Origin of the sequence: Acidovorax sp. IB03 (assembly GCF_016406015.1) — a bacterium.
GTDB classification, from domain to species: domain Bacteria; phylum Pseudomonadota; class Gammaproteobacteria; order Burkholderiales; family Burkholderiaceae_C; genus Acidovorax; species Acidovorax temperans.
Window position 1 is genome coordinate 1 of the sequence record NZ_JAEFCH010000053.1, and the last position, 20,026, is coordinate 20,026.

Here is a 20,026-nt window from a genome sequence, read left to right on the forward strand (position 1 = left end):
TTCAGAAGAACGCCACGCGGGCGTTCACGGCCTTGGCGCTGGCCAACATTTACCTGTGCCGCAGTCATCTGTTGGGACAGGTGCGCCCGTAAGGGCGGAAATCGGGCCTCAGCGCCCCGCGAACTGCCCAAATGGGCCGCGCGAGAGGCATAAAAGTCCAAAAAACTGCGTCATCCAGGTTTGCGCGGAAATTTTCGACGGCTTGTTCAGCGTAGCCTTAAAGGCAATGTGCTGGGCAAGCACATGCAGCTGCAAGGCATCACGCCCGCCCACTTTGCGGCCTGGGTGCGTTTGTGGAACGAGCACACGGCCCGGCTGTTTGCTCCGGAAGTGGCACACGGGCTGCAGGCCGCAGCGCATGGGGTGGCCCGCAATCTCTTCCGAGGGTATTTTGGAGAGCTGCCCGGCTTTGCCACACCGCGCCAAGAAGCCCACCCCCAAGGAGTTTGAGCGCTTCGCGCCCATTCACCAACCACGGGGGTGGTGACTGGAACCCCCGCTGACTTTCAACAAGCCTGCGCCGCAAGCGCAGGCTTTTGTCTTACCGCCCCTTGCCCCCGGGGGTGAAGAAAAGTGCCACGCCGACGGCGATCAACGCGACAGGCCACCAGACGCGAAGCAGTTCGCGCAAGCTGATGCTGATGAGCCCCAGATTGGTCAACAGAAAAAATACGCCCAGAACAATCAGCACGATGGCTGCGACGTTGCCCTTCATCTGCACTCCCATTTTTTATGAGTTGATTGGCCGCCATTATGGTGCCGGGCTTCCCACGCATCCGCGATGCGGCGTGAGGCAGGGCTACCGCCGCCGCAGCGGCGTCAAAAGCTCGGTCAAACCGTTGTGGTCGATTTCGTGCATCAGCGCCAGCAAACGGCCCAGCTCGTTGTTCGGAAAGCCTTCTCGGGCAAACCAGTTCAGATAGTTGCCGGGCAAGTCTGCCAACACACAGCCTTTGTGCTTGCCATAGGGCATTTGCACCGTGACCAGGCGCTGCAACGCGGCCGGGTCTAGCCCAGGAATGTTCACGCCTTCAGCCCCCTGCACGCTTGACCTTGTAACCCAGCTTCTGCAGCGCGGCCATGACCTTTTCGACATGGTCGCCTTGCACCTCGATCACCCCGTCCTTGACGGTGCCACCGGTACCACAAGCGGTTTTGAGCTGCTTGCCCAGCTGCTCCAGTTGGTCTGAATCCACCAGAACGCCTTTGACCAAGGTGACAGCCTTGCCCCCACGGCCTTTGGTTTCACGCGATACGCGCACGATGCCGTCGCCCGTGGGCACTGGCTTGATTTGCTTGCAGACGCACTGCGCCTGTGGCTTGCTGCAGGCAGGGCACATGCGGCCATGGTCGGTGGAATACACCAGCCCACCCAGGCTTTGAAGGTCGCGCAACGAGGCCATGGCTCACTTCCCTCTCGCGTTCAGTAGCTGGAAATTGAGCAGGCGGGTGGCCATCACCGTCTCGGTGAAAAACAGCACCAATGCGGCCAGGAAGGAGATCACGCCCGACAGAAAGCTGGCCACCGCCCAGCTGTGCCCCCGGAAATCCATGGTTTCGCCCAGAAACAGCAAAACGATGGTCACGCCAATCAAGAAGCCGCACAGCGTCAGCAACCCGATGCAGGCATTGGCCAAGCGCCCACGGGTGCGCAGGTAGCCCAACTCCAGCATGGCGTGGTCGTGGTGTTCGGCATCGCTGGAATTGCGGGCCCTGTCTTCCACCACGCGTGCACGGTCAATGATGCGCGCCAGCCGCCCAGCCACCGCGCCAATCATGCCGGCCACGGCGGTCAACAAGAAAACCGGGGCCACGGCCAGCTGGATGCCGTGGGTGATGGTGCTGGGTTCGGGGGCAATGCTCATGGTCGGCTACCGGTAAGAAATCAACGCTGCAAAAGCGCGGGGAAGCGATTATCGGTGTGTTCCCGTGGCTCCAGACAGGGCACCCACCCCCTGCCGCTGAAGTACGAGAGAAACAAACTTTTCCACAGGCCTGTGCCGCCTGGCGCGAAGTGCCCGACAATCAGGCGATCCCTGCACCGCGAAATGCCATGCCCGTTGCGCGACGGGTCTGGGCATCACGACCTGCCAACGGTTCAGGGGCGCAGGTGCTCCCGCACACACCGTGTTTCGCGCTTTATTTGCCTCGCCAGACTCCAACCCATGCCCTTTGCCTCCCTCGGTCTATCCCCAGCACTTGCCCAGGCCGCTGTGGCCAGTGGTTTCACTGCGCCCACGCCTGTGCAGGCAGCGTCCATTCCATCGGTGCTGGAAGGACGCGATGTCTTGGCCTGTGCCCAGACCGGCTCCGGGAAAACCGCTGCCTTTGCCCTGCCCTTGCTCCAGGCCTTGCAAAGCGCCCCCCAGCAAAGGGACCCCAGCGTTCTGGTGCTGGTGCCCACGCGCGAGCTGGCATCCCAGGTGGGCGAGGTATTCAGCCAGTTCGCGTTGGCCCTGCCCACCCGCACCAGGGTGGCCGTGCTGTACGGGGGAGTCTCCATCAACCCGCAGATGATGCGCCTGCGCGGGGGCGCAGATGTGGTCGTGGCAACGCCTGGCCGGCTGCTGGATCTGGTGCAGAACAACGCACTGCGGCTGGGCCAGGTCCAACACCTGGTGCTGGATGAGGCCGATCGCCTGCTGGATCTGGGTTTTTCCGAAGAGTTGCAAGCCGTGCTGCAACTGCTGCCGCAGCGCCGCCAGAACCTGTTTTTCTCGGCCACCTTCCCCCAAGAGGTGGAAGCGCTGGCGGGAAGCCTGCTGCGCGACCCCGTGCGCATCGAGATTGCCGCCACCGAGCAAACCCAACCCGATATTGCCCAACGCGCCATCGTGGTGGATGCCCCCAGGCGCACCCAGTTGCTCAAGCACTTGATCGAGCAGCACCAGTGGTCCAGGGTGCTGGTTTTCGTGGCCACCCAATACGCCGCAGATCACGTCGCAGAAAAGCTCTACAAAGCAGGCATCTACGCATCGCCGTTTCACGGAGGGCTCAGCCAGGGCTCGCGCGCCCAAGTCTTGCAGGAGTTCAAGGATGAACGCTGGCAGGTGGTGGTGACCACCGATCTGGCCGCACGCGGGATTGATATTGCCCAGTTACCCGCCGTGGTGAATTACGACCTTCCCCGCTCTGCGGCCGACTACACCCACCGCATCGGCCGCACCGGTCGTGCAGGGCAGAGTGGTGTGGCCGTGAGCTTCATCACCCCGGAAGCCGAAGCACATTTTCAGTTGATCGAGAAGCGGCAGAACCAGCGGCTGGCGCGTGAAATCGTGGCGGGCTTTGAGCCCACGGCCGTGGCCGTGAACAAGCAGCCACCCGGCACCGGCGGCATCAAGGGCAAACGCCCCAGCAAGAAAGACAAGCTGCGCGCTGCGGCAGCCCTGGCCGCCAGCGCCCAGGCCGACTCCAAAGACTGACGCCACCAGCGCGTCAGCGACAGGCTCCAGGCCGCAACGCGGCAGCGCCTGGGCTTGGCACATGCGTGACAGTTTGCAAAAAAATGTGTGCGAGCGGGTCGTGGCGGGTGCCACAATGCACCGACTATTCCGGCAAGCCCACCCATGTCTGACCCACTAGATCTGCTGCACGCGCTGCCTGGGGCTGTGCTGATCACCCAGGACGGAGCCATCCAGTACGCGAACGCGGCCGCGGTGGCATTGCTTGAAGTGGAAAGCGCCGGATGCCTGATCGGGCGGCAGTCTGGCGAATTCGTGCACCTGGTGGACCAGATCCGCTCCACCCAACGCATCCAGCAAGTGGCTGACCCTGACCAGGAGGGGCGCCCCAACAAGTCCTCCGAATTTCGCATCTGCACGGCCAAAGGCCATTTGCGCATGGTGCTGATCTCCAGCGTCGCCGTGGAGTGGCATGGCAAGCCCGCCGTGCTGGTGTGCGGGCTGGACATGACCCACCAAAGTGAAATCCAGGCCCAGCTGCGCGAGAGTGAGCAGAACTTTCGCCGTCTTTTTGAAAACATGCAGGACGTGTACTACCGCACGGACGCCAACGGCGTCGTCCAGCATGTGGGGCCTGGTGTGCGGCGCGTGCTGGGTTACGAGCCCCACGAGATCGAGGGCCGCACGGCCGAGTCGTACTACCCGCAAAGCAAAGACCGCGACGCCTTCAAGGCGGCCATCCAGCAAACAGGTGAGGTGTCGGACTTTCCGGGGCAGATGGTGCGGCGGGATGGCTCGGTGATCGACATCTCCATCAGCAGCCACGCCCTGTACGACCAAGCCGGCAATTTTGCGGGCGTGGAGGGCATCTACCGCGACGTGACCCAGCGCAAAAATCTGGAGCGCGAGCTGCACCGGCTGGCCACCACCGACATGCTCACCGGCATGGCCAACCGCAGGGCTTTTCTGGAAGCAGCCACCCAGGTCTACGAGCAGGCGCACGCTGAGGGCGCGCCGTTTGCCCTGCTCATGCTGGACCTGGACCATTTCAAAACCATCAACGACGAATTGGGCCACCTGGAGGGTGACCGGGCGCTGGCGGAGTTTGCCCATGTGGTCAAAGCCCAGCTCCGGGCCACGGACGTGGTGGGCCGCTTGGGCGGTGAAGAATTCTGTGTGCTGCTGCCCCTGACGGCGCACGATCAAGCCATCGAGATTGCGACCCGCATCATGCACGGGGTTGCCTGCACGCCACTGACCGATGAGACAGGCCGCCCCTACCGCATCACAGTCAGCGTAGGGGTAGGCACCATCAGCCCCCACGACCGCAGTTTGCGGGACGTTTTGGACCGCGCCGACCAGGCGCTGTACCTCGCCAAGAACCGGGGCCGCAACCAGATTGCCATAGCGCCGGTGGACGGCTCACCCAAGTAAGAACCAGACCAAGGCAAGGTCGGGCCGATGGCCGCGAACCCTTGGCACTTCAGTGCGTGGACACAGCCACGCACCAGGTGAAGGTTATTGCGCCCCTGGGTCGCCCGATCCTGGTTCGCGCTTGCCTGAACCCTTGCCACGGGACTTGAGCCGAGCCTCTTTTTTGGCAGCGCGCTCGGCATCCTTGGCCAAGCCTTCAGCCAGCCAGCGCTCGAATTGCTCAGGGGTTTCCAGCGTGATGCGGCCCAGCGTGGCGGTGCGGAAGTCGGTCATCACGATCTCGGCGGTTTTTTGCAGGTTCACCCGCCCACCGCTCATCATGGCGCCACGCTTGCGGCCAATGGCTTCCAGCAGCTCATCGTCCTGCATATCAGCCATGGCGCCGGGTGGCAGGCCCAGTTTGTAGCGCGCTTCCAGCAACGGCGCGTAGTGCTCTTGCAGGCGGCGCAGCAGCTCCAGCGCCACCAGTTCTTCGTCGTAGGCATTGCGCCCTACGGCACCGCTGGCGGCCAGGTTGTAGCCGCTTTCGGGCACGATGATGCGGGGCCAGAGCATGCCGGGGGTGTCCCACAGGTAGAAGTCATCGGCCAGTGTGATGCGCTGCTCCAGCTTGGTGATGCCCGCCTCGTCACCCGTCTTGGCCTGGCGCTTGTTGCTAAGCGTGTTGATCAGCGTGGACTTGCCCACGTTGGGCACGCCGCAGATCAGCACCCGCATGGGCTTGGCCATGCCGCCCCGGTTGGGTGCCAGCAGGTGGCAGGCATCGATGAGCTTGCGCGCCGGGGCTGGGTCAGACGCATCCAGCGGCACGGCACGGGTTTCGCTCTGGGCGTTGTACCAGTCCAGCCAAAGGGCGGTGCGCTCGGGGTCGGCCACGTCCTGCTTGTTCAGCACCTTGAGCTTGGGCTTGTGGTCGGTCATTTCGGCCAGCAGCGGGTTGGCGCTGGAGCCGGGCAGGCGCGCATCCAGCACCTCGATCACCACGTCAATGTCCTTGATGCGCTCGGAGATGGCTTTTTTGGTCAGGTGCATGTGACCGGGGAACCACTGGATGGACATGCGGGATCTTTCTTGTTCGTTCAGTTCAGACAGAGGCGGCAAGGATAATCGCGCTGCGCTTTCCTGCGCCACCATTTCTATTGCGGCAGCCGGACAAACCGGCACGCCGCCTTTTTCAGACGCCCATGCCACCACGCAAACCCACGCCCCCCCAACCCCCAACAGCCCAGCAAGGCCGACAAGGAACTGCTGTTCAAAGGCGTGACCTGCGCGCTCATCGGGCTGGTGATTGTGCTGGCACCCTACATTGCCCGCTCGGGCGATGTGCGCGAGCTGATGGGCCAGGTGGCCGCCGTGGGCTGGTTTGCGCTGGTGCTGGGTGGGGCGTTCATCGTTCAGTATGTGGTACGCCGGGTGCGTGCCGGGGCGCACCGCCAGTGAGCACGCGGCCTGCCCTGCCTGCCGTGGCTGCGACCCGCGCAACGGACGGGCCCAGCGCACGCGCCATGTTTGCCGCGCTGCAGACCCACGCGCTGGCACAGGGTCTGGCGTTGCGACCACCACCGGCCGAGCCCACCACCTGCTGTGGGCGGGGCTGCAACGGCTGCGTGTGGGAAGGCTTTGCAGACGCTGCAGAGTACTGGCGGCAGGAAGCGCTGCTAGTGCTGGGTTATGAATAAAAATGGGCTGCAGCGCTTACACAGCAAGCGCCATCAGCTCACATTTCAATAGCAATCCAACATCACACCGGTCAGCCCCGGCAAATCAACCCAGCCCCTCCACCGCCATGTACTGCTCGCGCCATGCCTCAAACGGCAGGGTGTCTGCAGCTTCAATGGCCTTCTGGGCGGCAATGGACTCTTCGCTCATGGCCAGGTAGCGGGCCTGCTGCTCTGCTGTCCAGGGCAAGTTCAGCAAGGTGTCGCGGGCCAGTTCTGACTGGTGGAAGGCGAAGCTTTCAAAGCTGCTGGCATGTTCGCGCACCATGGTGTCCAGCACCCGGGCAGAGGGGGTGCGCTCGGGCGCCTGCATCAGCGCGCGGGCCTCGCGCAAGGCGGCGCTGTAGTCGGTGCAGCCGTGGGTGGCGTCCAGCGCGGCCGCCAGGGGTTCGCACGCCGCCAGCACTTCGTCACCCCATTGGGTCAAGGCCACAGCCTGGCCCTGGCGCTGCAGCAGCAGGCCGGGCTCGCGGCCACGCTCGGCCGTGAGGTGCTGGTTCTGCTTGAGTTCCGCGATCTCTTCAGGGGTGTCCGGCGGGCTGTCTGACAGCAGGCAGTGCAGCAAAAACACATCCAGCAGACGCATGGTGGGCGCTGTGATGCCAACGGGAACGAAGGGGTCGATGTCCATCAACCGCACTTCCACGTATTCCACCCCGCGCTCACGCAAGGCGTGCAAGGGGCGCTCGCCCGTGCGCACCGTGCGCTTGGGGCGGATGGTGCCGTAGAACTCGTTTTCGATCTGCAGCAGGCTGGTGCCCAGTTGGTTGTAGTCGCCGCCCGGATTGCGCACGCCCACCTGTTCGTAGGCGGGGTAAGGCTTGGTCAGCGCCTCGTGCAGCGAGTTGGCATAGCCTTGCAGGCCGTTGTAGCTCACGGCCAGGGTGGCCTGGGCATCGCTCTGGTAGCCCAGCCGCCCCATACGCAGTGATGTGGCGTGTGGCAGGTACAAGGCGCTGTCGCTCAGGCGTTGCAAGCGGTGCTCACGCCCTTGCACAAAGCAAGGGCACAGCGCAGGTGATGCGCCAAACAGGTACAGCAGCACAAACGCATGGCGACGGAAGTTGCGGATGAGCGAGAAATATTGCTCGCTGCTCACGCCGGGCAGCGACCAGTTGTAGTGAATGCCCGAAATGGTCTGCATGCGCCGGCCATAGCGGTGGCCCAAGCCCATGCGGTACACGCTCTTGGCCCGGCCCACATTGGAGCCGCCATAGCGGGCCAGCGGAATGGTCTCGTCCGTGGGCAGCCCGCACGGCATGCTCGACGCCCACAGCAGCTCGCCACCGCTGTCCTTCAGGGTGCGGTGCACAAACTGGTGCACCTCGGTCAACTCATCCATGCACTGCTGCACGCCCAGGTGCGCGCCGGTGATGAGTTCCAGTTGGGATTCGCTGTAGTCGGTGGTGATCAGCGGGTGGGTAAGTGCAGAGCCCAGGGCCTTGGGATGGGGGGTGAGCGCCAGTCCTCCGGTGGGCTGCACGCGCAGCCCCTCTTTTTCCACACCACGGCGAATGCCGCGCAGGGAATCGGTGGGGAGGGCGTTCAGTTTGTCCTGCAGTTTGCTCATAAGGTAATACCGGTCCATCTTCTCATTGGCCTGGAACTTAGCACGGCCCGGCCCCCTGCGCCCGAACCCTGCTCAAGTCCTTGTCGCAAAACGGCTGAAAACGCCGCCCCGCACGCGCATCGGAAGGCTGTGGTTGGAGGCTGCTCGCAGCCCCACCCCTTCGCCCCCCGCCAGCACTCAGCGGGCGGCCATCGCCTTGGCCACCTCGTTGGTGCCCTGGGCCGCGCCGCTTTGCGGCACCTGTTCCCCCGCGCGATTCGTGACTTCGGCCAGGCGGGCTGCGAGCTGCTCCGGCACTTCAGAGCCAATGCCCAGGTGCACGCCCTGCGTGAGCGTGATGTGGGCCGCCTCAAACGTGCCAGCCCCGGCGCACAGGATGGTGCGGGTGGGCGCGGACTCGTGCGCCAGCACCAGCATGGCAGGCACTACGGCCTCGGGCTTGAGGGCATCCAGCACTTCCTGGGGCATCAGCCCTTCAGTCATGCGCGTGGCGGCCGTGGGGGCCAGGGCATTGACATGGATGTTGTGCTTGGCGCCTTCCAGGGCCAGGGTCTGCATCAACCCCACCTGGGCCAGCTTGGCAGCGCCATAGTTGCTCTGACCAAAGTTGCCATACAGACCGGTGGACGATGTGGTCATCACGATGCGCCCGTATTGCTGGGCCACCATGTGCGGCCACACCGCCTTGCAGCAGTAGGCTGCGCCCATCAGGTGCACATCCACCACCAGGCGGAAGTCGTCCATGTTCATCTTGGCAAAGCTCTTGTCGCGCAGAATGCCGGCGTTGTTGACCAGCACGTCCACGCGCCCCCAGGCGTCGATGGCTTGCTGCACCATGGCTTCGACCGCTGCAAAGTCGGTCACCGAGGCTGCGTTGGCCAGGGCCTCGCCGCCCGCAGCACGAATCTCATCCACCACCTTTTGCGCCGCGCCTGCTGTACCACCGCTGCCATCCACAGCACCGCCCAGGTCATTGACCAGCACCTTGGCGCCGCGGGCCGCCAGGGCCAACGCATGTTGACGCCCCAGGCCGCCACCTGCGCCCGTGACGATGGCTACGCGGCCTTTGAATTCGATGTCTGCCATGGAAAAACTCTCCGTATCAAAAAAAGGGGGGGAATGGGATGAATGTCAGGACAAAAACTGCTGGCAGCACTGTACGGCAACGCCCGCCGCGGCATCGTTGCGAAGGGGACAGAAGGCCGTGCACGGGTTATCCCTGACAGCACTGGACAAGCATGTGGATAAGTGGGGAAAAGTCTTGTATGAGACTGCTAAGTGGTTGATTTATCAAGAAGCCACTTGTGCTGCTTAATTTTTCATCAACGCAAACCGCTCAGACGCTCAGTTTTCCCTGTTCACGCTGAACAAGCCTGTGCATAAGTTTTGACAAGTCTTGTATGAGCGATGCAACCCTTTGATTTTCAAAGACTTTCAACGAAATGCTGAAAAATTAAGCAAACCTACCACCCGGTGCTGACACGCCAGTTTTCAGCGGTTATCCCGTTCTTTTTTGGACAAAATTGTGGATAACTCTGAACAAGTGCTGTATGAGCGTCGCAAGTCATTGATTTACAAGGGCCGCCTATCCGCTGCACATTTTTTAAGCAAATTGGCACATGGGCTGCCGGCCCGGAAAAAACCAGGCAACACTGTGGCGCTCTATTTTTGATAGCATCTTGCGCTTGACTGTGAAGCGCTAACCCCCTTTTTTTATGCAAACACCGCCATGGGCCCACAGCCCCGCCGCTGAGCGCAACCAAGGCCCCATCCTCGCGGCGCTGCAAGCGCTGCTCGCCCCCCGTGGCAACGCCCTGGAGATTGCCAGTGGCACAGGGCAGCACGCAGCGCACTTTGGTGCCGCCCTGCCCGGATGGCGCTGGCAGCCCACCGACTGGCAAGACGATCTGTTCGCGTCGATCTCCGGCTGGTGCACGCACAGCGGTGCGCAGCAGGTATTGCCGCCGCTGCGGCTGGATGTAACCCAAGCGCAATGGCCTAGCGAGGGCGAGCCCTTCTCCACGCCGTTCGACCTGATTTACTGCGCCAACATGATCCACATTGCGCCCTGGGAGTGCTGCGTGGCACTGATGCGCGGCGCCGCCCGCTACCTGGCCACCGACGGAATGCTGGTGACCTACGGCCCCTATCTGGAACAGGGCATTCCCACCTCCCCAGGCAATCTGGCCTTTGACGCCAGCCTGCGCGCCCAAAACAGCCAATGGGGCCTGCGCGCGCTGGAAGACGTTGCCCAGCAAGCAGAGTCAGTCGGCCTGCATTTGAGCGAGCGCCACACCATGCCTGCCAATAACCTGCTGCTGGTGTGGCGGCGCTCGCGTTGACCTGATCATTCCCTCTGCCACTCACTCCTTCCGCCCACCGCTCACTTCGGCCCCAACCACCATGACCCAAGCTGCCCCCTTTTTCATCGCCCGCATCGAGCCCGACGGCACCCAGTGCGATGCCTGGCCCGCACAACCGCTGCTGACCTCGATGGAGCAAGGCGGCATTGACTGGCCCAGCTCCTGCCGCAACGGCACCTGCCGCACCTGCATCGGCCATTTGGTCGAAGGAAGCGTGCGCTATGACATCGAATGGCCGGGGCTCAGTCCAGAAGAAAAAGCCGAAGGCTGCGTGCTGCCCTGCGTGGCTTACCCCGAGTCGGATGTGGTGCTGCAGGGCAGCGCGATCTGACCCAAGGGCTGGCACAAAAGGCCGACTCAGCCGCAAGCTCTGCAGCCGCCCATGGCAACGCCGTTTTTTTGCCAGCCATGACAGAGGCCATTGATCCGGCGCACCAAAGCGCGGCCCCGGCTGAACTAAAATACTCAGCTTTGCAAGAGGCTGCACGCTTGGCCCCTTGCGCTGCGGCAGCGCCGCACAACATGTTCTTTGGATGGCCAAGCGACCCTTTGCGGTTGTGCGGCCCATGAGGGCGTGTGGTTTCGCGCTGCACAACCCCGCTGTGGCCCTAACGAAAGCCCTCTCCCATGAACACCCCCCTCACCCCTGTGTCCATCTCGCCCGTCGAAGACATCGTGGCCGACATGCGCGCTGGGCGCATCGTCATCCTGGTGGACGAAGAAGACCGTGAAAACGAAGGCGACCTGGTGCTCGCCGCCGACCACGTCACCCCAGAAGCCATCAACTTCATGGCCCGCTTTGGCCGCGGCCTGATCTGCCTGACGCTGACCCGCGAGCGTTGCGAGTTCCTGAAGCTGCCCCCCATGGCAGCGCGCAATGGCACGGTGTACAGCACCGCATTCACCGTGTCTATCGAAGCAGCCGAAGGCGTGACCACCGGCATCTCTGCTGCCGACCGCGCCCGCACCGTGCAAGTGGCGGTGGACCGCAAGAGCCAGCCTTCCGACCTGGTGCAGCCAGGCCACATCTTCCCGCTGCAGGCCGTGGATGGTGGCGTGCTGATGCGCGCCGGGCACACGGAAGCCGGGTGCGATCTGGCCGCCATGGCGGGCTGCAGCCCGTCGTCGGTGATCTGCGAGATCATGAAGGACGACGGCACCATGGCCCGCCTGCCCGACCTGCAGCTGTTTGCCGCAGAGCATGGCCTGAAGATTGGCACCATTGCCGATCTCATCCAATACCGCAGCCGCAATGAATCGCTCGTGGAAAAAGTGGGCAGCCGCCCGCTGACCACGGCATACGGCACCTTCACCGCCCACGCCTTCCGCGACAAGCCCAGCCAGGCCGTGCACCTGGCCCTGGTCAAGGGCGAATGGACGGCCGACGAAGTGGTGCCCGTGCGCGTGCACGAACCCCTGTCGGTGTTTGACGCGCTGGAAGTCAACCGCTCCATGCATTCCTGGGGTCTGGACACCAGCCTGCAGTACCTGGCCAAGCAGGGCAAGGGCGTGGCGGTGCTGCTGAACTGCGGCGAAACCGCGCAGCAATTGCTGGCGCAGTTTGAAGGCACGGCCCGCGCATCCCAGGCACCCGAGCGCGGCCGCATGGACCTGCGCACCTACGGCGTGGGCGCGCAGATTCTGCGCGACTGCGGCGTGCAAAAAATGGCACTCATGGGCCAGCCCCGCCGCATGCCCAGCATGGCCGGCTACGGCCTCGAAATCACCGGCTTCATCCCCAAGGAATAAACATGTTTGGCGCAGAAAAAGGCACAGCGGACAAGCTGGACGGCAAGAAGTTGCACATCGGTATCGTGCAGGCCCGCTTCAATGAAAGCATCACCAACACCCTGGCCGCTGCCTGCCTGGCAGAGCTGAAGGCACTGGGCGTGCAGGAAAAGAACATCACCCACGTGAAAGTGCCCGGCGCGCTGGAAGTGCCCGTGGCGCTGCAAGCCATGGCCGAGAGCGACAGCTTTGATGCCCTCATCGCACTGGGCTGCATCATCCGCGGCGAGACCTATCACTTTGAGCTGGTGGCCAATGAGTCGGGCGCGGGCGTGACGCGACTCTCGCTCGACTACCAGATCCCCATCGCCAACGCGATCATCACCACCGAAAACATGGAGCAAGCCATTGCCCGCCAAAGCGACAAGGGCACCGATGCAGCCCGTGTGGCAGTAGAGATGGCCAACCTGCTGGACGAATTGTCATGACCGAAACCACCCCATCGTCCAAAACGCGCCCACCCAAGCAATCGCGCACCGGCCTCAAGGCCAACGGCACGCGCAAGGCGGCGTCCAAATCCAACCGCAGCCGTGCGCGCGAATTTGCGCTGCAGGCGCTGTACCAGCACATCGTGGGCCGCAACGACGCGGCTGCCATCGACTCCTTCACGCGTGACCTTGCAGGCTTTCACAAGGCCGACGCGGCGCACTACAACGCCGTGCTGCATGGTTGCATCAACACCGCTGATGATCTGGACGCCCTGATCACGCCGCTGCTGGACCGCAAGCTGGGCGAGATCTCGCCCATCGAACGCGCCTCCATGTGGATCGGCGTGTACGAGTTCATGCACTGCATGGACGTGCCCTGGCGCGTGGTGCTCAATGAATGCATTGAGCTGGCCAAGGAGTTTGGTGGCACCGACGGCCACAAGTACGTGAATGCCGTGCTCAACGGCCTGGCCCCCCGCTTGCGTGCCAACGAAGTCGCTGCCGACAAAGCGGCTGGCAAGCCCGGCCCCGAAGCCGCAGCCGCCGAAGGCGAAGGGGCCTGAGCCCTTCCCGTGCTGCGCCTATCTGTCGATGGGTGCTGCACCGGCCAGCCAGAGGCCGCGCCTCCGGCGCAGTCTTTCTCTTTTGAGCCATGCCCGCAGCCTCGCGGGCCGCAGGATTCCCGAGCATGAAATTCTCCAGCCGCGCAGAGCGCATTGATCCGTTTTATGTCATGGAAGTGGCCAAGGCCGCCCAGGCCATGGCACGCGAGGTGGCGGGCACCAGCGAGCCCATGATCTTTCTGAACATCGGCGAGCCGGACTTCACCGCCCCGCCGCTGGTGCAGGAAGCTGCAGCCAAGGCGGTGCGCGACGGGGCCACCCAATACACCAACGCCCTGGGCCTGGATGCACTGCGCGAACGCATCAGCGGCTGGTACCAAAGCCGCTTCGGGGTGGACGTTCCGGCACGGCGCATTGTGGTTACGGCTGGCGCATCTGCCGCATTGCACCTGGCCTGCCTGGCGCTGATTGAGCGTGGCGACGAAATCCTGATGCCCGACCCGAGCTACCCCTGCAACCGCCACTTCGTGAGCGCTGCCGAAGGCCGGGCCGTGCTGGTGCCCACCACGGCAGCCGAGCGCTACCAGCTGAGCAGCGACAAGGTGCAAGCCGCGTGGACGGACAAGACACGGGGCGTGCTGCTGGCATCGCCCTCTAACCCCACCGGCACATCGATTGCCCCCGCCGAACTGCGCCGCATTCACGAGGTGGTGCAGTCGCGTGGCGGCGTGACCATGATCGACGAGATCTACCTGGGCTTGTCGTACGAGGAAGAGTTTGGCCACACCGCCCTGGCCATCGATGAGCACATCATCAGCATCAACAGCTTCAGCAAGTACTTCAACATGACCGGCTGGCGCCTGGGCTGGATGGTGGTGCCCGATGCCATGGTGCCCGTGGTGGAGCGGCTGGCACAAAACCTTTTCATCTGCGCCAGCACCGTGTCGCAACAGGCCGCCCTCGCCTGCTTTGAAGCCGAGAGCATTGCCGAATACGAACGCCGCCGCGCCGAGTTCAAGGCGCGCCGCGATTACTTCATCCCGGCCTTGCAGTCGCTGGGGCTGAACGTACCCGTGATGCCGGATGGCGCCTTCTACGCCTGGGCCGACTGCACCGACGCAGCCCAGCGCCTGGGCGTGCAAGGCAGCTGGGACTTTGCCCTGGAGGTGATGCGCCGCGCCCATGTGGCCATCACACCAGGCCGTGACTTTGGCAGCTTTGAGCCCGAACGGTTTGTGCGCTTCTCCACGGCCAACTCCATGGAGCAATTGCAGGAATCCGTAGCGCGACTGCGCAAGCTGCTGGCCTGAGCGGCATTGAGGGAACAGCATGGCTTTTGAATTCCCGATCCGCGTGTACTGGGAGGACACCGATGCCGGCGGCATCGTGTTCTATGCCAACTACCTGAAGTTCTTTGAGCGCGCGCGCACCGAATGGCTGCGCTCATTGGGCGTTGGCCAGCACAATTTGCGGGAACAAACCGGCGGCATGTTTGTCGTAACCGACGCGCAGTTGCGTTACCTGCGGCCCGCCAGGCTGGACGACGAACTGATTGTTACCGCCAGCCTGCTCGACAAGGGCCGCGCATCCCTGACAATCACGCAGCAAGCGCTCCTGAAACCAGAGCACATGACCGAAGACAAGCCCACGTTGCTGACCGAAGGCACCATCCGCATTGGCTGGGTGGATGCTGCAACGATGCGGCCCGCAAGAATACCGAGCACCCTTCTGGAACAACTTTCATGACCCCTCAAAACATGTCCATCTTGAACCTGGTGCTGCAGGCCAGCTGGGTGGTGCAGCTGGTGATGTTGCTGCTGCTCAGCGTCTCCATCGCCAGCTGGGCGGCCATCTTCCGCAAGCTGTTTGCACTCAAGCGGGTGAAGTCACTCAACGAGGATTTTGAGCGCGAGTTCTGGTCGGGCACCAGCCTGAATGACCTGTTTGCCAGCGCAGCACAGAATGCCAAGAACGCAGGCCCGATGGAGCGAATTTTTGCCAGCGGCATGCGCGAATACCAAAAGCTGCGCGAGCGCCGCATCACCGACCCCGGCACGCTGCTGGACGGCGCCCGCCGCGCCATGCGTGCGAGCTTCCAGCGCGAGATGGATGTGGTGGAGTCCAGCCTGTCGTTCCTCGCATCGGTCGGCTCTGTCTCGCCTTACGTCGGCCTGTTTGGCACCGTGTGGGGCATCATGCATGCCTTCACCGGCTTTGCAGGCATGGAACAGATCACTCTGGCCACCGTGGCTCCCGGCATTGCCGAAGCGCTGGTAGCGACTGCCATTGGCCTGTTCTCGGCGATTCCTGCGGTGATCGCCTACAACCGGTTTGCGCGTGACATCGATCGCGTGGCCACGCACCTCGAAACCTTCATCGAAGAGTTCTCCAACATCCTGCAGCGCAACCTGGGCGCACAGCCTTCGCAATCGGCCTCTGGCCATTAAGGAGCCCGCATGCCCGCCATGGCGTCCCGCGGCCGAGGCCGTCGCACCATCAATGAAATCAACATGGTGCCTTTCATCGACGTGATGCTGGTGCTGCTCATCATCTTCATGGTGACGGCGCCCATGCTCACGCCCGGCATGATCGATGTGCCCAGTGTGGGCAAAGGCAAAAATGTGCCCAAGGTGGTGGCACAGGTGATCGTGAACAAGGACGGCTCGCTCCAGCTCAAGACGCCTGAAGTCACGCGCACCGTCACCCAGCGCGAAGTGGGTGAGGCTGCCCTGCGCTGGCAAAAAGACCAGAGCAAGGACACCGCCGTCATCATCAGCGCGGACAAGGGCGTGCAATACGAAGCCGTGGTCAAAGCCATGGATGCCCTGCAAAAAGCCGGCGTGCAGCGCGTGGGTCTTTCTGTCAAGCAAGGCGGCTGATACCGCAGCGTCACCAGGCCATCCATGCACGCTCACGACGAACGCGACCAGTTCTCTCCCCCCTCAACGCCCGGCCGCCTGCGCGCGGTGGCAATGGCCGTTGTGGTACACGCCGCATTGATCGCGGCGCTGACCATGGGTGTGAACTGGACCACGACGACCGACCAGCCAGCGGTGGAAGCCGAGCTGTGGTCAGCGGTTCCGCAGCAGGCCGCGCCCGCACTCGTGGCTCCGCCCCCACCGCCTGCGCCTCCCACGCCCGCAGAGCCGCCCCCGCCACCCGCTGCCGTGGTGCCGCCGCCTCCCCCACCTGCGCCACGGGCTCAGGAAAAGCCTGACACCCGCGAAGCGGACATTGCCATCGAGCGCGAGAAAAAGCGGCTGGAGCAGGAAAAGCGTGAACGCGCCGAACAGCAGGAGCGAGAAAAGCGCGAACGTGAGCGCCGCGAGAAGCTGGAAGCCGAGAAAAAAGAGCGCCTGCAAAAAGAAAAAGAACGCGAGAAGGAACGTGAAAAAGAGCGCGAGCTGAAGGAAAAGCAGGAAGCACAAAAACGCGCCGAGCAAAAGAAGCAGGCTGAAGAAAAGCGCCGTGCCGAAGAGGCCGAAGCCAAGCGCAAGGCCACGGCGGAAGCCGAAGCCAAACGCAAGGCAGAAGCCGACGCGAAGCGCCGGGCCGAAGCCGAAGCCAAGGAACTGGCCGCCTTGCGTGACGCCAACATGCGCCGCATGCAAGGCCTGGCGGGCGCCACGGGCGGCGAAAACGCCACAGGCAAAGACAAGGTTACCTCGGGCCCCTCAGGCAGCTACGGCGGCAAGGTGGCAGCCAAGGTCAAGCCCAACCTCGTGTACCCCGATGCTATTTCGGGCAACCCCCGGGCCGTGGTGGAAGTGCGTGCGGCGCCCGACGGGACCATCGTCGGCAAAAAGCTAATCCAGTCCAGTGGCAACAAGGCATGGGACGACGCCGTGTTGCGCGCCCTGGAAAAGACGGAAACCTTGCCACGCGATGTGGATGGGCGTGTACCTTCCTCACTGGAGATTGGCTTCAGGCCACAGGATTGAACGAGAGAGTGGCGCCTGGGGCTTGCCACCACAAGCCACCCAGGTGGGCCGCGATTTCAAGACAAAACGACCTCTAGCGCTTGTCAGACAAGCGCAAGCAGCTATATTTTTTATAGCATGTCATCAAACCTGTAGCTCAAGGCGCCACTGGCTGGCGCTCTCGCAGCCAGCGCACGGCATCTGCCTGTTTGCCAAACTGGGCCCAGTCCAGCGCCGTTTTGCCGTGCGCGTCGCGGCTCCACAAATCCACGCCTTGCGCTTGCAACCACTCCAAAGCGGCCAGGCGCCCTTTGGCCGCCGCCAGCATGGCCGGTGTCTCGCCACGGCTTGCCGGGGCAGGCTCCACCAGTGACTGGCCCTGCCCTTGCAGCCACGCCAGGCAAGGCACACAGCCGCTTTGCGCGGCCATGTGCACGGGGCCCCAGTCCCAGCGGTTGCGGGCCTGCAAGCTGGCACCCGCCTGCACCAGCCGTTGCGCCACGCCAAGGTGGCCGCCATAGAAGGCCCGCAGCAAGGCGGTGTCACCCCGCTCACTGTCTTTCTGCGTCTGTCGAAAATCCACCTGCGCCCCAGCCTGGAGCAACAGTTCCACATGCTCCTGCTGCCCGCGATGGGCCGCGAGCATGAGCATGGAAGAACCACTGTCGGCCAGCAAATTGGGGTTGGCGCCCTGCTGCAGCGCCTGCGCCAGGGCTCGTGCATTTCCTGCGTTCTGGGCGTCGATGAGCTGGGCATCCGCGGGGGCCCAGATGCGTTCCACCTGTGGAGCACGGGCAGCCTGCTGGTGCCGGGCGGGGTTCCAGGCCAGAACCCGGGCATCCATCACCCATGCGCACGCCAGCGCTGCGACCAACAAGCCGCCCCACGCAGGCCGGGAATGCTCCGTTGCCACCGCCCGCTGCAACCCTGGCGTGAAGCGGCCTTGACGGTCCTTCCAAGCACGCGCGATCGCTTGACCTATGGCACGCGCAGTGCCCGTGCCATGCACACCAGGGGTGAGCCTGGTCAACTCACCCTGTGCATTTTTGGCATGCACGGCGTAGTAGTCTCGCTTCGCGGCGCCAGCGCCATTCGTAAAAAACAGTTTGTAGACCAGGGACTGGCTGGCAGCACCGGGCAACTGAATCCGTTGCGACCAGAGCCACGAGCCTCTTGCCACCAGCAGACCATCGTCCAGCACGCTCAAAGTCCAGCGCCGGGTTGCAGCGTGCAGCAGCCACCCCAGCAACACCAGCAACACCAGCCAGGCCAACATGCCCCACAGGCTCTGTGGTAGCACGAGCGCGCCGGGCTGCAGGCGGGCATGGATCCACCCATCGCCCACCAATGCGGCAGCAGCCACCACGGCAGACCAGCGCCAAGGCGTTTGCCCAAACTGCAGACTCCATCCACCGGCCCCTTCGCGCACCTGAACATTGACAGGCAGCCGTGATGCGCCCGGTGAAGCCGCGCCGCCCTCTTCCCCCGCGTCAACCGGTCCAATAGGAATTTCCTCCTGCCAAGCTGCCGAAGGAGCGTACGGATCCACCTCCAACCGTGCCCCTATCGCGGTGGATGCTTGAACGGGCAAGTCATAAGCCAGCTCCAGACTTCCCTCGGCCCCCAGCAGCTCCAACCGCCAGTCCACACGCTCGCCACTGCGCTGGGCACCATGCGTGGGCGCATCGTCTGGAAGGGAAAACCGGGCCACTAGGCGCAGATGCCCATCACCCAGTGCCAGGCGGCGCGTGCCAGCCTCCAGGGTCTGCACGCGCCGCTCGGGTGAGCCTGAACTGGCTTCGTCCACACGGTATTGCGCCACGCGCAGCTGGAATTGGTCAGCAGCCGGGTGCTGCGCTGCGCGGGGCGGTAGCACCAGCGTCACTTCAACGGGCTGCCCAGCCCTGGGCCGTGACGGCAGTCCCGTCATGACCAGCCCACGGTAGCGCCACACCTTGCGGGTTTGATGTACAGCAGCCCAGGCCATGCCCACGCCAATGGCTACAAAAACACCCAGAAGCGCCTTGACCCACCAGGGTGCGCGAGCGTCGCTCCAGAACAGCGCCGCCATGGGAAAAGAAATACCGCACCAGAAGAGCGTGAAGGCCCACAGGCCCCAGTGGCTGTTGGTCAGCGGGTTTGGCGGTGAATCTTCTGGCGCCGTTGCATCGCGGCCCGACAACAGCCGCCACAGCATCCAGCCAGCGGCCAGGCCCACCCCGGTAAAGACCAGTGCAAACGGCAAGCGAAAGATTTGCAACCGCCAGCGGATGGACGGGTCTACCAGGGCTTGAGAGGGCTGCGCGGGGTTGACCCAGACCGTGATGGGGCGCCCTTGTTGCTGCGCCTGGTGCAGCGTCTGAAACCATCGCTCCTGCCAATCACCCACGTTGTCGGCACCCGCTTGGGGGGCCAACCCCACGCGCTGACTTTCGTAGGATTTGCCAGCGATTTCGTAGCGATAGCGCACCAGCACCTGGTAGGCGGTGCCTCCCTCACTGCCCGCATGTTTGCGAATCTGGGCGTCCAGCACCTGCGCTGGCACAGGCTGCCACGACTGGACTGACAACGCAGCCTGCAAGGTAGAGGCCAGGGGACGCAGCCCGGCCCAGTAACCCACGGCCGTGAAGAGGACCGCAAACACGGCACAAAACACCACCAACACGCCCCGCCCCACTGCCGTTCTTCCTTCTGCCATGGCTCCTCCTTTTTGTTGTTATGGCCTTTAGCATAGTGACGAATTCATGACGATTTGGTGACAACGCCCAACAAAAAACGGCCCCGAAGGGCAATGCCGCTCAGTTAAGTCTGAGCGGCATTTTTTTGACGGGATACTGGGTC

The 20,026-nt window shown here is 63.6% G+C and carries 23 protein-coding genes and 1 pseudogene; 16 read left to right on the plus strand and 8 right to left on the minus strand.

Translation table 11 applies throughout. The annotated features are described in order from the left end of the window. Positions 1 to 210: 210 nt before the first annotated feature. Positions 211 to 450: pseudogene (locus IHV84_RS18855) on the plus strand (globin); the annotation flags it as partial. A 91-nt stretch (positions 451 to 541) separates the two neighbouring features. Here IHV84_RS18855 and IHV84_RS18860 read toward each other — a convergent pair. From IHV84_RS18860 to IHV84_RS18875, 4 genes are all read right to left on the minus strand, one after another. Then, a complete protein-coding gene (locus IHV84_RS18860) occupies positions 542 to 715 on the minus strand; it encodes a LiaI-LiaF-like domain-containing protein (protein ID WP_170207419.1) in 174 nt (57 codons plus the stop codon). An 84-nt stretch (positions 716 to 799) separates the two neighbouring features. Next, entirely contained in the window at positions 800 to 1,027 is a 228-nt protein-coding gene (locus IHV84_RS20540; protein WP_370541322.1) for a DUF3820 family protein, read from the minus strand. Between the two features lie 4 nt (positions 1,028 to 1,031). Then, positions 1,032 to 1,403, minus strand: coding sequence for a translation initiation factor Sui1 (locus IHV84_RS18870; protein WP_198848004.1), 372 nt, complete (start codon positions 1,401 to 1,403; stop codon positions 1,032 to 1,034). 3 nt (positions 1,404 to 1,406) lie between these two features. After that, positions 1,407 to 1,865, minus strand: coding sequence for a DUF2721 domain-containing protein (locus tag IHV84_RS18875; protein ID WP_142084619.1), 459 nt, complete (start codon positions 1,863 to 1,865; stop codon positions 1,407 to 1,409). Between the two features lie 300 nt (positions 1,866 to 2,165). Between IHV84_RS18875 and IHV84_RS18880 the strand changes: the two genes are divergently transcribed. Together IHV84_RS18880 and IHV84_RS18885 are read left to right on the plus strand one after the other, a co-directional pair. Beyond that, entirely contained in the window at positions 2,166 to 3,422 is a 1,257-nt protein-coding gene (locus IHV84_RS18880) for a DEAD/DEAH box helicase (RefSeq protein ID WP_198848005.1), read from the plus strand. 144 nt (positions 3,423 to 3,566) lie between these two features. Further along, on the plus strand, positions 3,567 to 4,835 hold the full coding sequence (locus IHV84_RS18885; protein ID WP_198848006.1) for a sensor domain-containing diguanylate cyclase: 1,269 nt from the start codon (positions 3,567 to 3,569) through the stop codon (positions 4,833 to 4,835). Between the two features lie 84 nt (positions 4,836 to 4,919). Here the strand turns inward: IHV84_RS18885 and ylqF are convergent, their stop codons facing one another. Beyond that, positions 4,920 to 5,894 (minus strand): ribosome biogenesis GTPase YlqF, encoded by a 975-nt coding sequence (gene ylqF, locus IHV84_RS18890; protein WP_198848007.1) that lies wholly within the window; start codon positions 5,892 to 5,894, stop codon positions 4,920 to 4,922. Between the two features lie 186 nt (positions 5,895 to 6,080). Between ylqF and IHV84_RS18895 the strand changes: the two genes are divergently transcribed. Then, entirely contained in the window at positions 6,081 to 6,275 is a 195-nt protein-coding gene (locus IHV84_RS18895) for a hypothetical protein (protein ID WP_198848018.1), read from the plus strand. A gap of 65 nt (positions 6,276 to 6,340) precedes the next feature. Beyond that, a complete protein-coding gene (locus tag IHV84_RS18900; RefSeq protein ID WP_044397617.1) occupies positions 6,341 to 6,514 on the plus strand; it encodes an oxidoreductase-like domain-containing protein in 174 nt (57 codons plus the stop codon). A gap of 85 nt (positions 6,515 to 6,599) precedes the next feature. Here the strand turns inward: IHV84_RS18900 and gshA are convergent, their stop codons facing one another. After that, positions 6,600 to 8,123 (minus strand): glutamate--cysteine ligase, encoded by a 1,524-nt coding sequence (gene gshA / locus IHV84_RS18905; RefSeq protein ID WP_198848008.1) that lies wholly within the window; start codon positions 8,121 to 8,123, stop codon positions 6,600 to 6,602. A gap of 177 nt (positions 8,124 to 8,300) precedes the next feature. Beyond that, on the minus strand, positions 8,301 to 9,209 hold the full coding sequence (locus IHV84_RS18910; RefSeq protein WP_044397557.1) for an SDR family NAD(P)-dependent oxidoreductase: 909 nt from the start codon (positions 9,207 to 9,209) through the stop codon (positions 8,301 to 8,303). Here IHV84_RS18910 and IHV84_RS18915 point away from each other — a divergent pair. The 11 genes from IHV84_RS18915 (at position 9,208) to tolA (ending at position 17,206) form a co-directional block, all read left to right on the plus strand. Next, positions 9,208 to 9,438 (plus strand): hypothetical protein, encoded by a 231-nt coding sequence (locus tag IHV84_RS18915; protein WP_198848009.1) that lies wholly within the window; start codon positions 9,208 to 9,210, stop codon positions 9,436 to 9,438. The two genes, IHV84_RS18910 and IHV84_RS18915, sit on opposite strands and share 2 nt — an antisense overlap. 400 nt (positions 9,439 to 9,838) lie before the next feature. Further along, complete coding sequence (locus IHV84_RS18920; protein ID WP_198848010.1) at positions 9,839 to 10,465, plus strand: DUF938 domain-containing protein; 627 nt, start codon at positions 9,839 to 9,841, stop codon at positions 10,463 to 10,465. A 61-nt stretch (positions 10,466 to 10,526) separates the two neighbouring features. Next, complete coding sequence (locus IHV84_RS18925; RefSeq protein WP_198848011.1) at positions 10,527 to 10,817, plus strand: 2Fe-2S iron-sulfur cluster-binding protein; 291 nt, start codon at positions 10,527 to 10,529, stop codon at positions 10,815 to 10,817. Positions 10,818 to 11,113: 296 nt separating this feature from the next. Next, positions 11,114 to 12,235: a bifunctional 3,4-dihydroxy-2-butanone-4-phosphate synthase/GTP cyclohydrolase II gene (gene ribBA / locus IHV84_RS18930; protein WP_198848012.1), complete on the plus strand. Its 1,122-nt coding sequence runs from the start codon at positions 11,114 to 11,116 to the stop codon at positions 12,233 to 12,235. Between the two features lie 2 nt (positions 12,236 to 12,237). Beyond that, positions 12,238 to 12,702, plus strand: coding sequence for a 6,7-dimethyl-8-ribityllumazine synthase (gene ribH / locus IHV84_RS18935; RefSeq protein WP_198848013.1), 465 nt, complete (start codon positions 12,238 to 12,240; stop codon positions 12,700 to 12,702). After that, positions 12,699 to 13,265 carry a transcription antitermination factor NusB gene (gene nusB, locus IHV84_RS18940; protein ID WP_044397567.1) on the plus strand — a complete coding sequence of 189 codons (567 nt, stop codon included), beginning with the start codon at positions 12,699 to 12,701 and terminating at the stop codon, positions 13,263 to 13,265. Before ribH ends, nusB begins: the two co-directional genes overlap by 4 nt. 125 nt (positions 13,266 to 13,390) lie before the next feature. Continuing rightward, positions 13,391 to 14,575, plus strand: a complete 1,185-nt coding sequence (locus tag IHV84_RS18945; RefSeq protein WP_198848014.1) for a pyridoxal phosphate-dependent aminotransferase — start codon at positions 13,391 to 13,393, stop codon at positions 14,573 to 14,575. A 19-nt stretch (positions 14,576 to 14,594) separates the two neighbouring features. Further along, a complete protein-coding gene (ybgC, locus tag IHV84_RS18950) occupies positions 14,595 to 15,011 on the plus strand; it encodes a tol-pal system-associated acyl-CoA thioesterase (RefSeq protein ID WP_066693542.1) in 417 nt (138 codons plus the stop codon). Continuing rightward, entirely contained in the window at positions 15,008 to 15,712 is a 705-nt protein-coding gene (gene tolQ / locus IHV84_RS18955; RefSeq protein WP_044397572.1) for a protein TolQ, read from the plus strand. Before ybgC ends, tolQ begins: the two co-directional genes overlap by 4 nt. 9 nt (positions 15,713 to 15,721) lie before the next feature. Continuing rightward, on the plus strand, positions 15,722 to 16,144 hold the full coding sequence (locus tag IHV84_RS18960) for a biopolymer transporter ExbD (protein WP_198848015.1): 423 nt from the start codon (positions 15,722 to 15,724) through the stop codon (positions 16,142 to 16,144). A 24-nt stretch (positions 16,145 to 16,168) separates the two neighbouring features. Further along, complete coding sequence (gene tolA / locus IHV84_RS18965) at positions 16,169 to 17,206, plus strand: cell envelope integrity protein TolA (protein ID WP_198848016.1); 1,038 nt, start codon at positions 16,169 to 16,171, stop codon at positions 17,204 to 17,206. Between the two features lie 136 nt (positions 17,207 to 17,342). On the opposite strand, the gene IHV84_RS18970 is transcribed toward tolA, so the two are convergent. Then, entirely contained in the window at positions 17,343 to 19,883 is a 2,541-nt protein-coding gene (locus tag IHV84_RS18970) for an ankyrin repeat domain-containing protein (RefSeq protein ID WP_198848017.1), read from the minus strand. Positions 19,884 to 20,026 lie beyond the last annotated feature (143 nt).

Bases quoted from the DNA above. Each gene is read 5' to 3' on its own strand.
- IHV84_RS18860 (WP_170207419.1), bottom strand. From the start codon at position 715: ATGAAGGGCAACGTCGCAGCCATCGTGCTGATTGTTCTGGGCGTATTT.
- IHV84_RS18870 (WP_198848004.1), bottom strand. From the start codon at position 1,403: ATGGCCTCGTTGCGCGACCTTCAAAGCCTGGGTGGGCTGGTGTATTCC.
- IHV84_RS18875 (WP_142084619.1), bottom strand. From the start codon at position 1,865: ATGAGCATTGCCCCCGAACCCAGCACCATCACCCACGGCATCCAGCTG.
- IHV84_RS18880 (WP_198848005.1), top strand. From the start codon at position 2,166: ATGCCCTTTGCCTCCCTCGGTCTATCCCCAGCACTTGCCCAGGCCGCT.
- IHV84_RS18885 (WP_198848006.1), top strand. From the start codon at position 3,567: ATGTCTGACCCACTAGATCTGCTGCACGCGCTGCCTGGGGCTGTGCTG.
- ylqF (WP_198848007.1), bottom strand. From the start codon at position 5,894: ATGTCCATCCAGTGGTTCCCCGGTCACATGCACCTGACCAAAAAAGCC.
- IHV84_RS18900 (WP_044397617.1), top strand. From the start codon at position 6,341: ATGTTTGCCGCGCTGCAGACCCACGCGCTGGCACAGGGTCTGGCGTTG.
- gshA (WP_198848008.1), bottom strand. From the start codon at position 8,123: ATGAGCAAACTGCAGGACAAACTGAACGCCCTCCCCACCGATTCCCTG.
- IHV84_RS18915 (WP_198848009.1), top strand. From the start codon at position 9,208: ATGGAAAAACTCTCCGTATCAAAAAAAGGGGGGGAATGGGATGAATGT.
- IHV84_RS18910 (WP_044397557.1), bottom strand. From the start codon at position 9,209: ATGGCAGACATCGAATTCAAAGGCCGCGTAGCCATCGTCACGGGCGCA.
- IHV84_RS18920 (WP_198848010.1), top strand. From the start codon at position 9,839: ATGCAAACACCGCCATGGGCCCACAGCCCCGCCGCTGAGCGCAACCAA.
- IHV84_RS18925 (WP_198848011.1), top strand. From the start codon at position 10,527: ATGACCCAAGCTGCCCCCTTTTTCATCGCCCGCATCGAGCCCGACGGC.
- ribBA (WP_198848012.1), top strand. From the start codon at position 11,114: ATGAACACCCCCCTCACCCCTGTGTCCATCTCGCCCGTCGAAGACATC.
- ribH (WP_198848013.1), top strand. From the start codon at position 12,238: ATGTTTGGCGCAGAAAAAGGCACAGCGGACAAGCTGGACGGCAAGAAG.
- nusB (WP_044397567.1), top strand. From the start codon at position 12,699: ATGACCGAAACCACCCCATCGTCCAAAACGCGCCCACCCAAGCAATCG.
- IHV84_RS18945 (WP_198848014.1), top strand. From the start codon at position 13,391: ATGAAATTCTCCAGCCGCGCAGAGCGCATTGATCCGTTTTATGTCATG.
- ybgC (WP_066693542.1), top strand. From the start codon at position 14,595: ATGGCTTTTGAATTCCCGATCCGCGTGTACTGGGAGGACACCGATGCC.
- tolQ (WP_044397572.1), top strand. From the start codon at position 15,008: ATGACCCCTCAAAACATGTCCATCTTGAACCTGGTGCTGCAGGCCAGC.
- IHV84_RS18960 (WP_198848015.1), top strand. From the start codon at position 15,722: ATGCCCGCCATGGCGTCCCGCGGCCGAGGCCGTCGCACCATCAATGAA.
- tolA (WP_198848016.1), top strand. From the start codon at position 16,169: ATGCACGCTCACGACGAACGCGACCAGTTCTCTCCCCCCTCAACGCCC.
- IHV84_RS18970 (WP_198848017.1), bottom strand. From the start codon at position 19,883: ATGGCAGAAGGAAGAACGGCAGTGGGGCGGGGCGTGTTGGTGGTGTTT.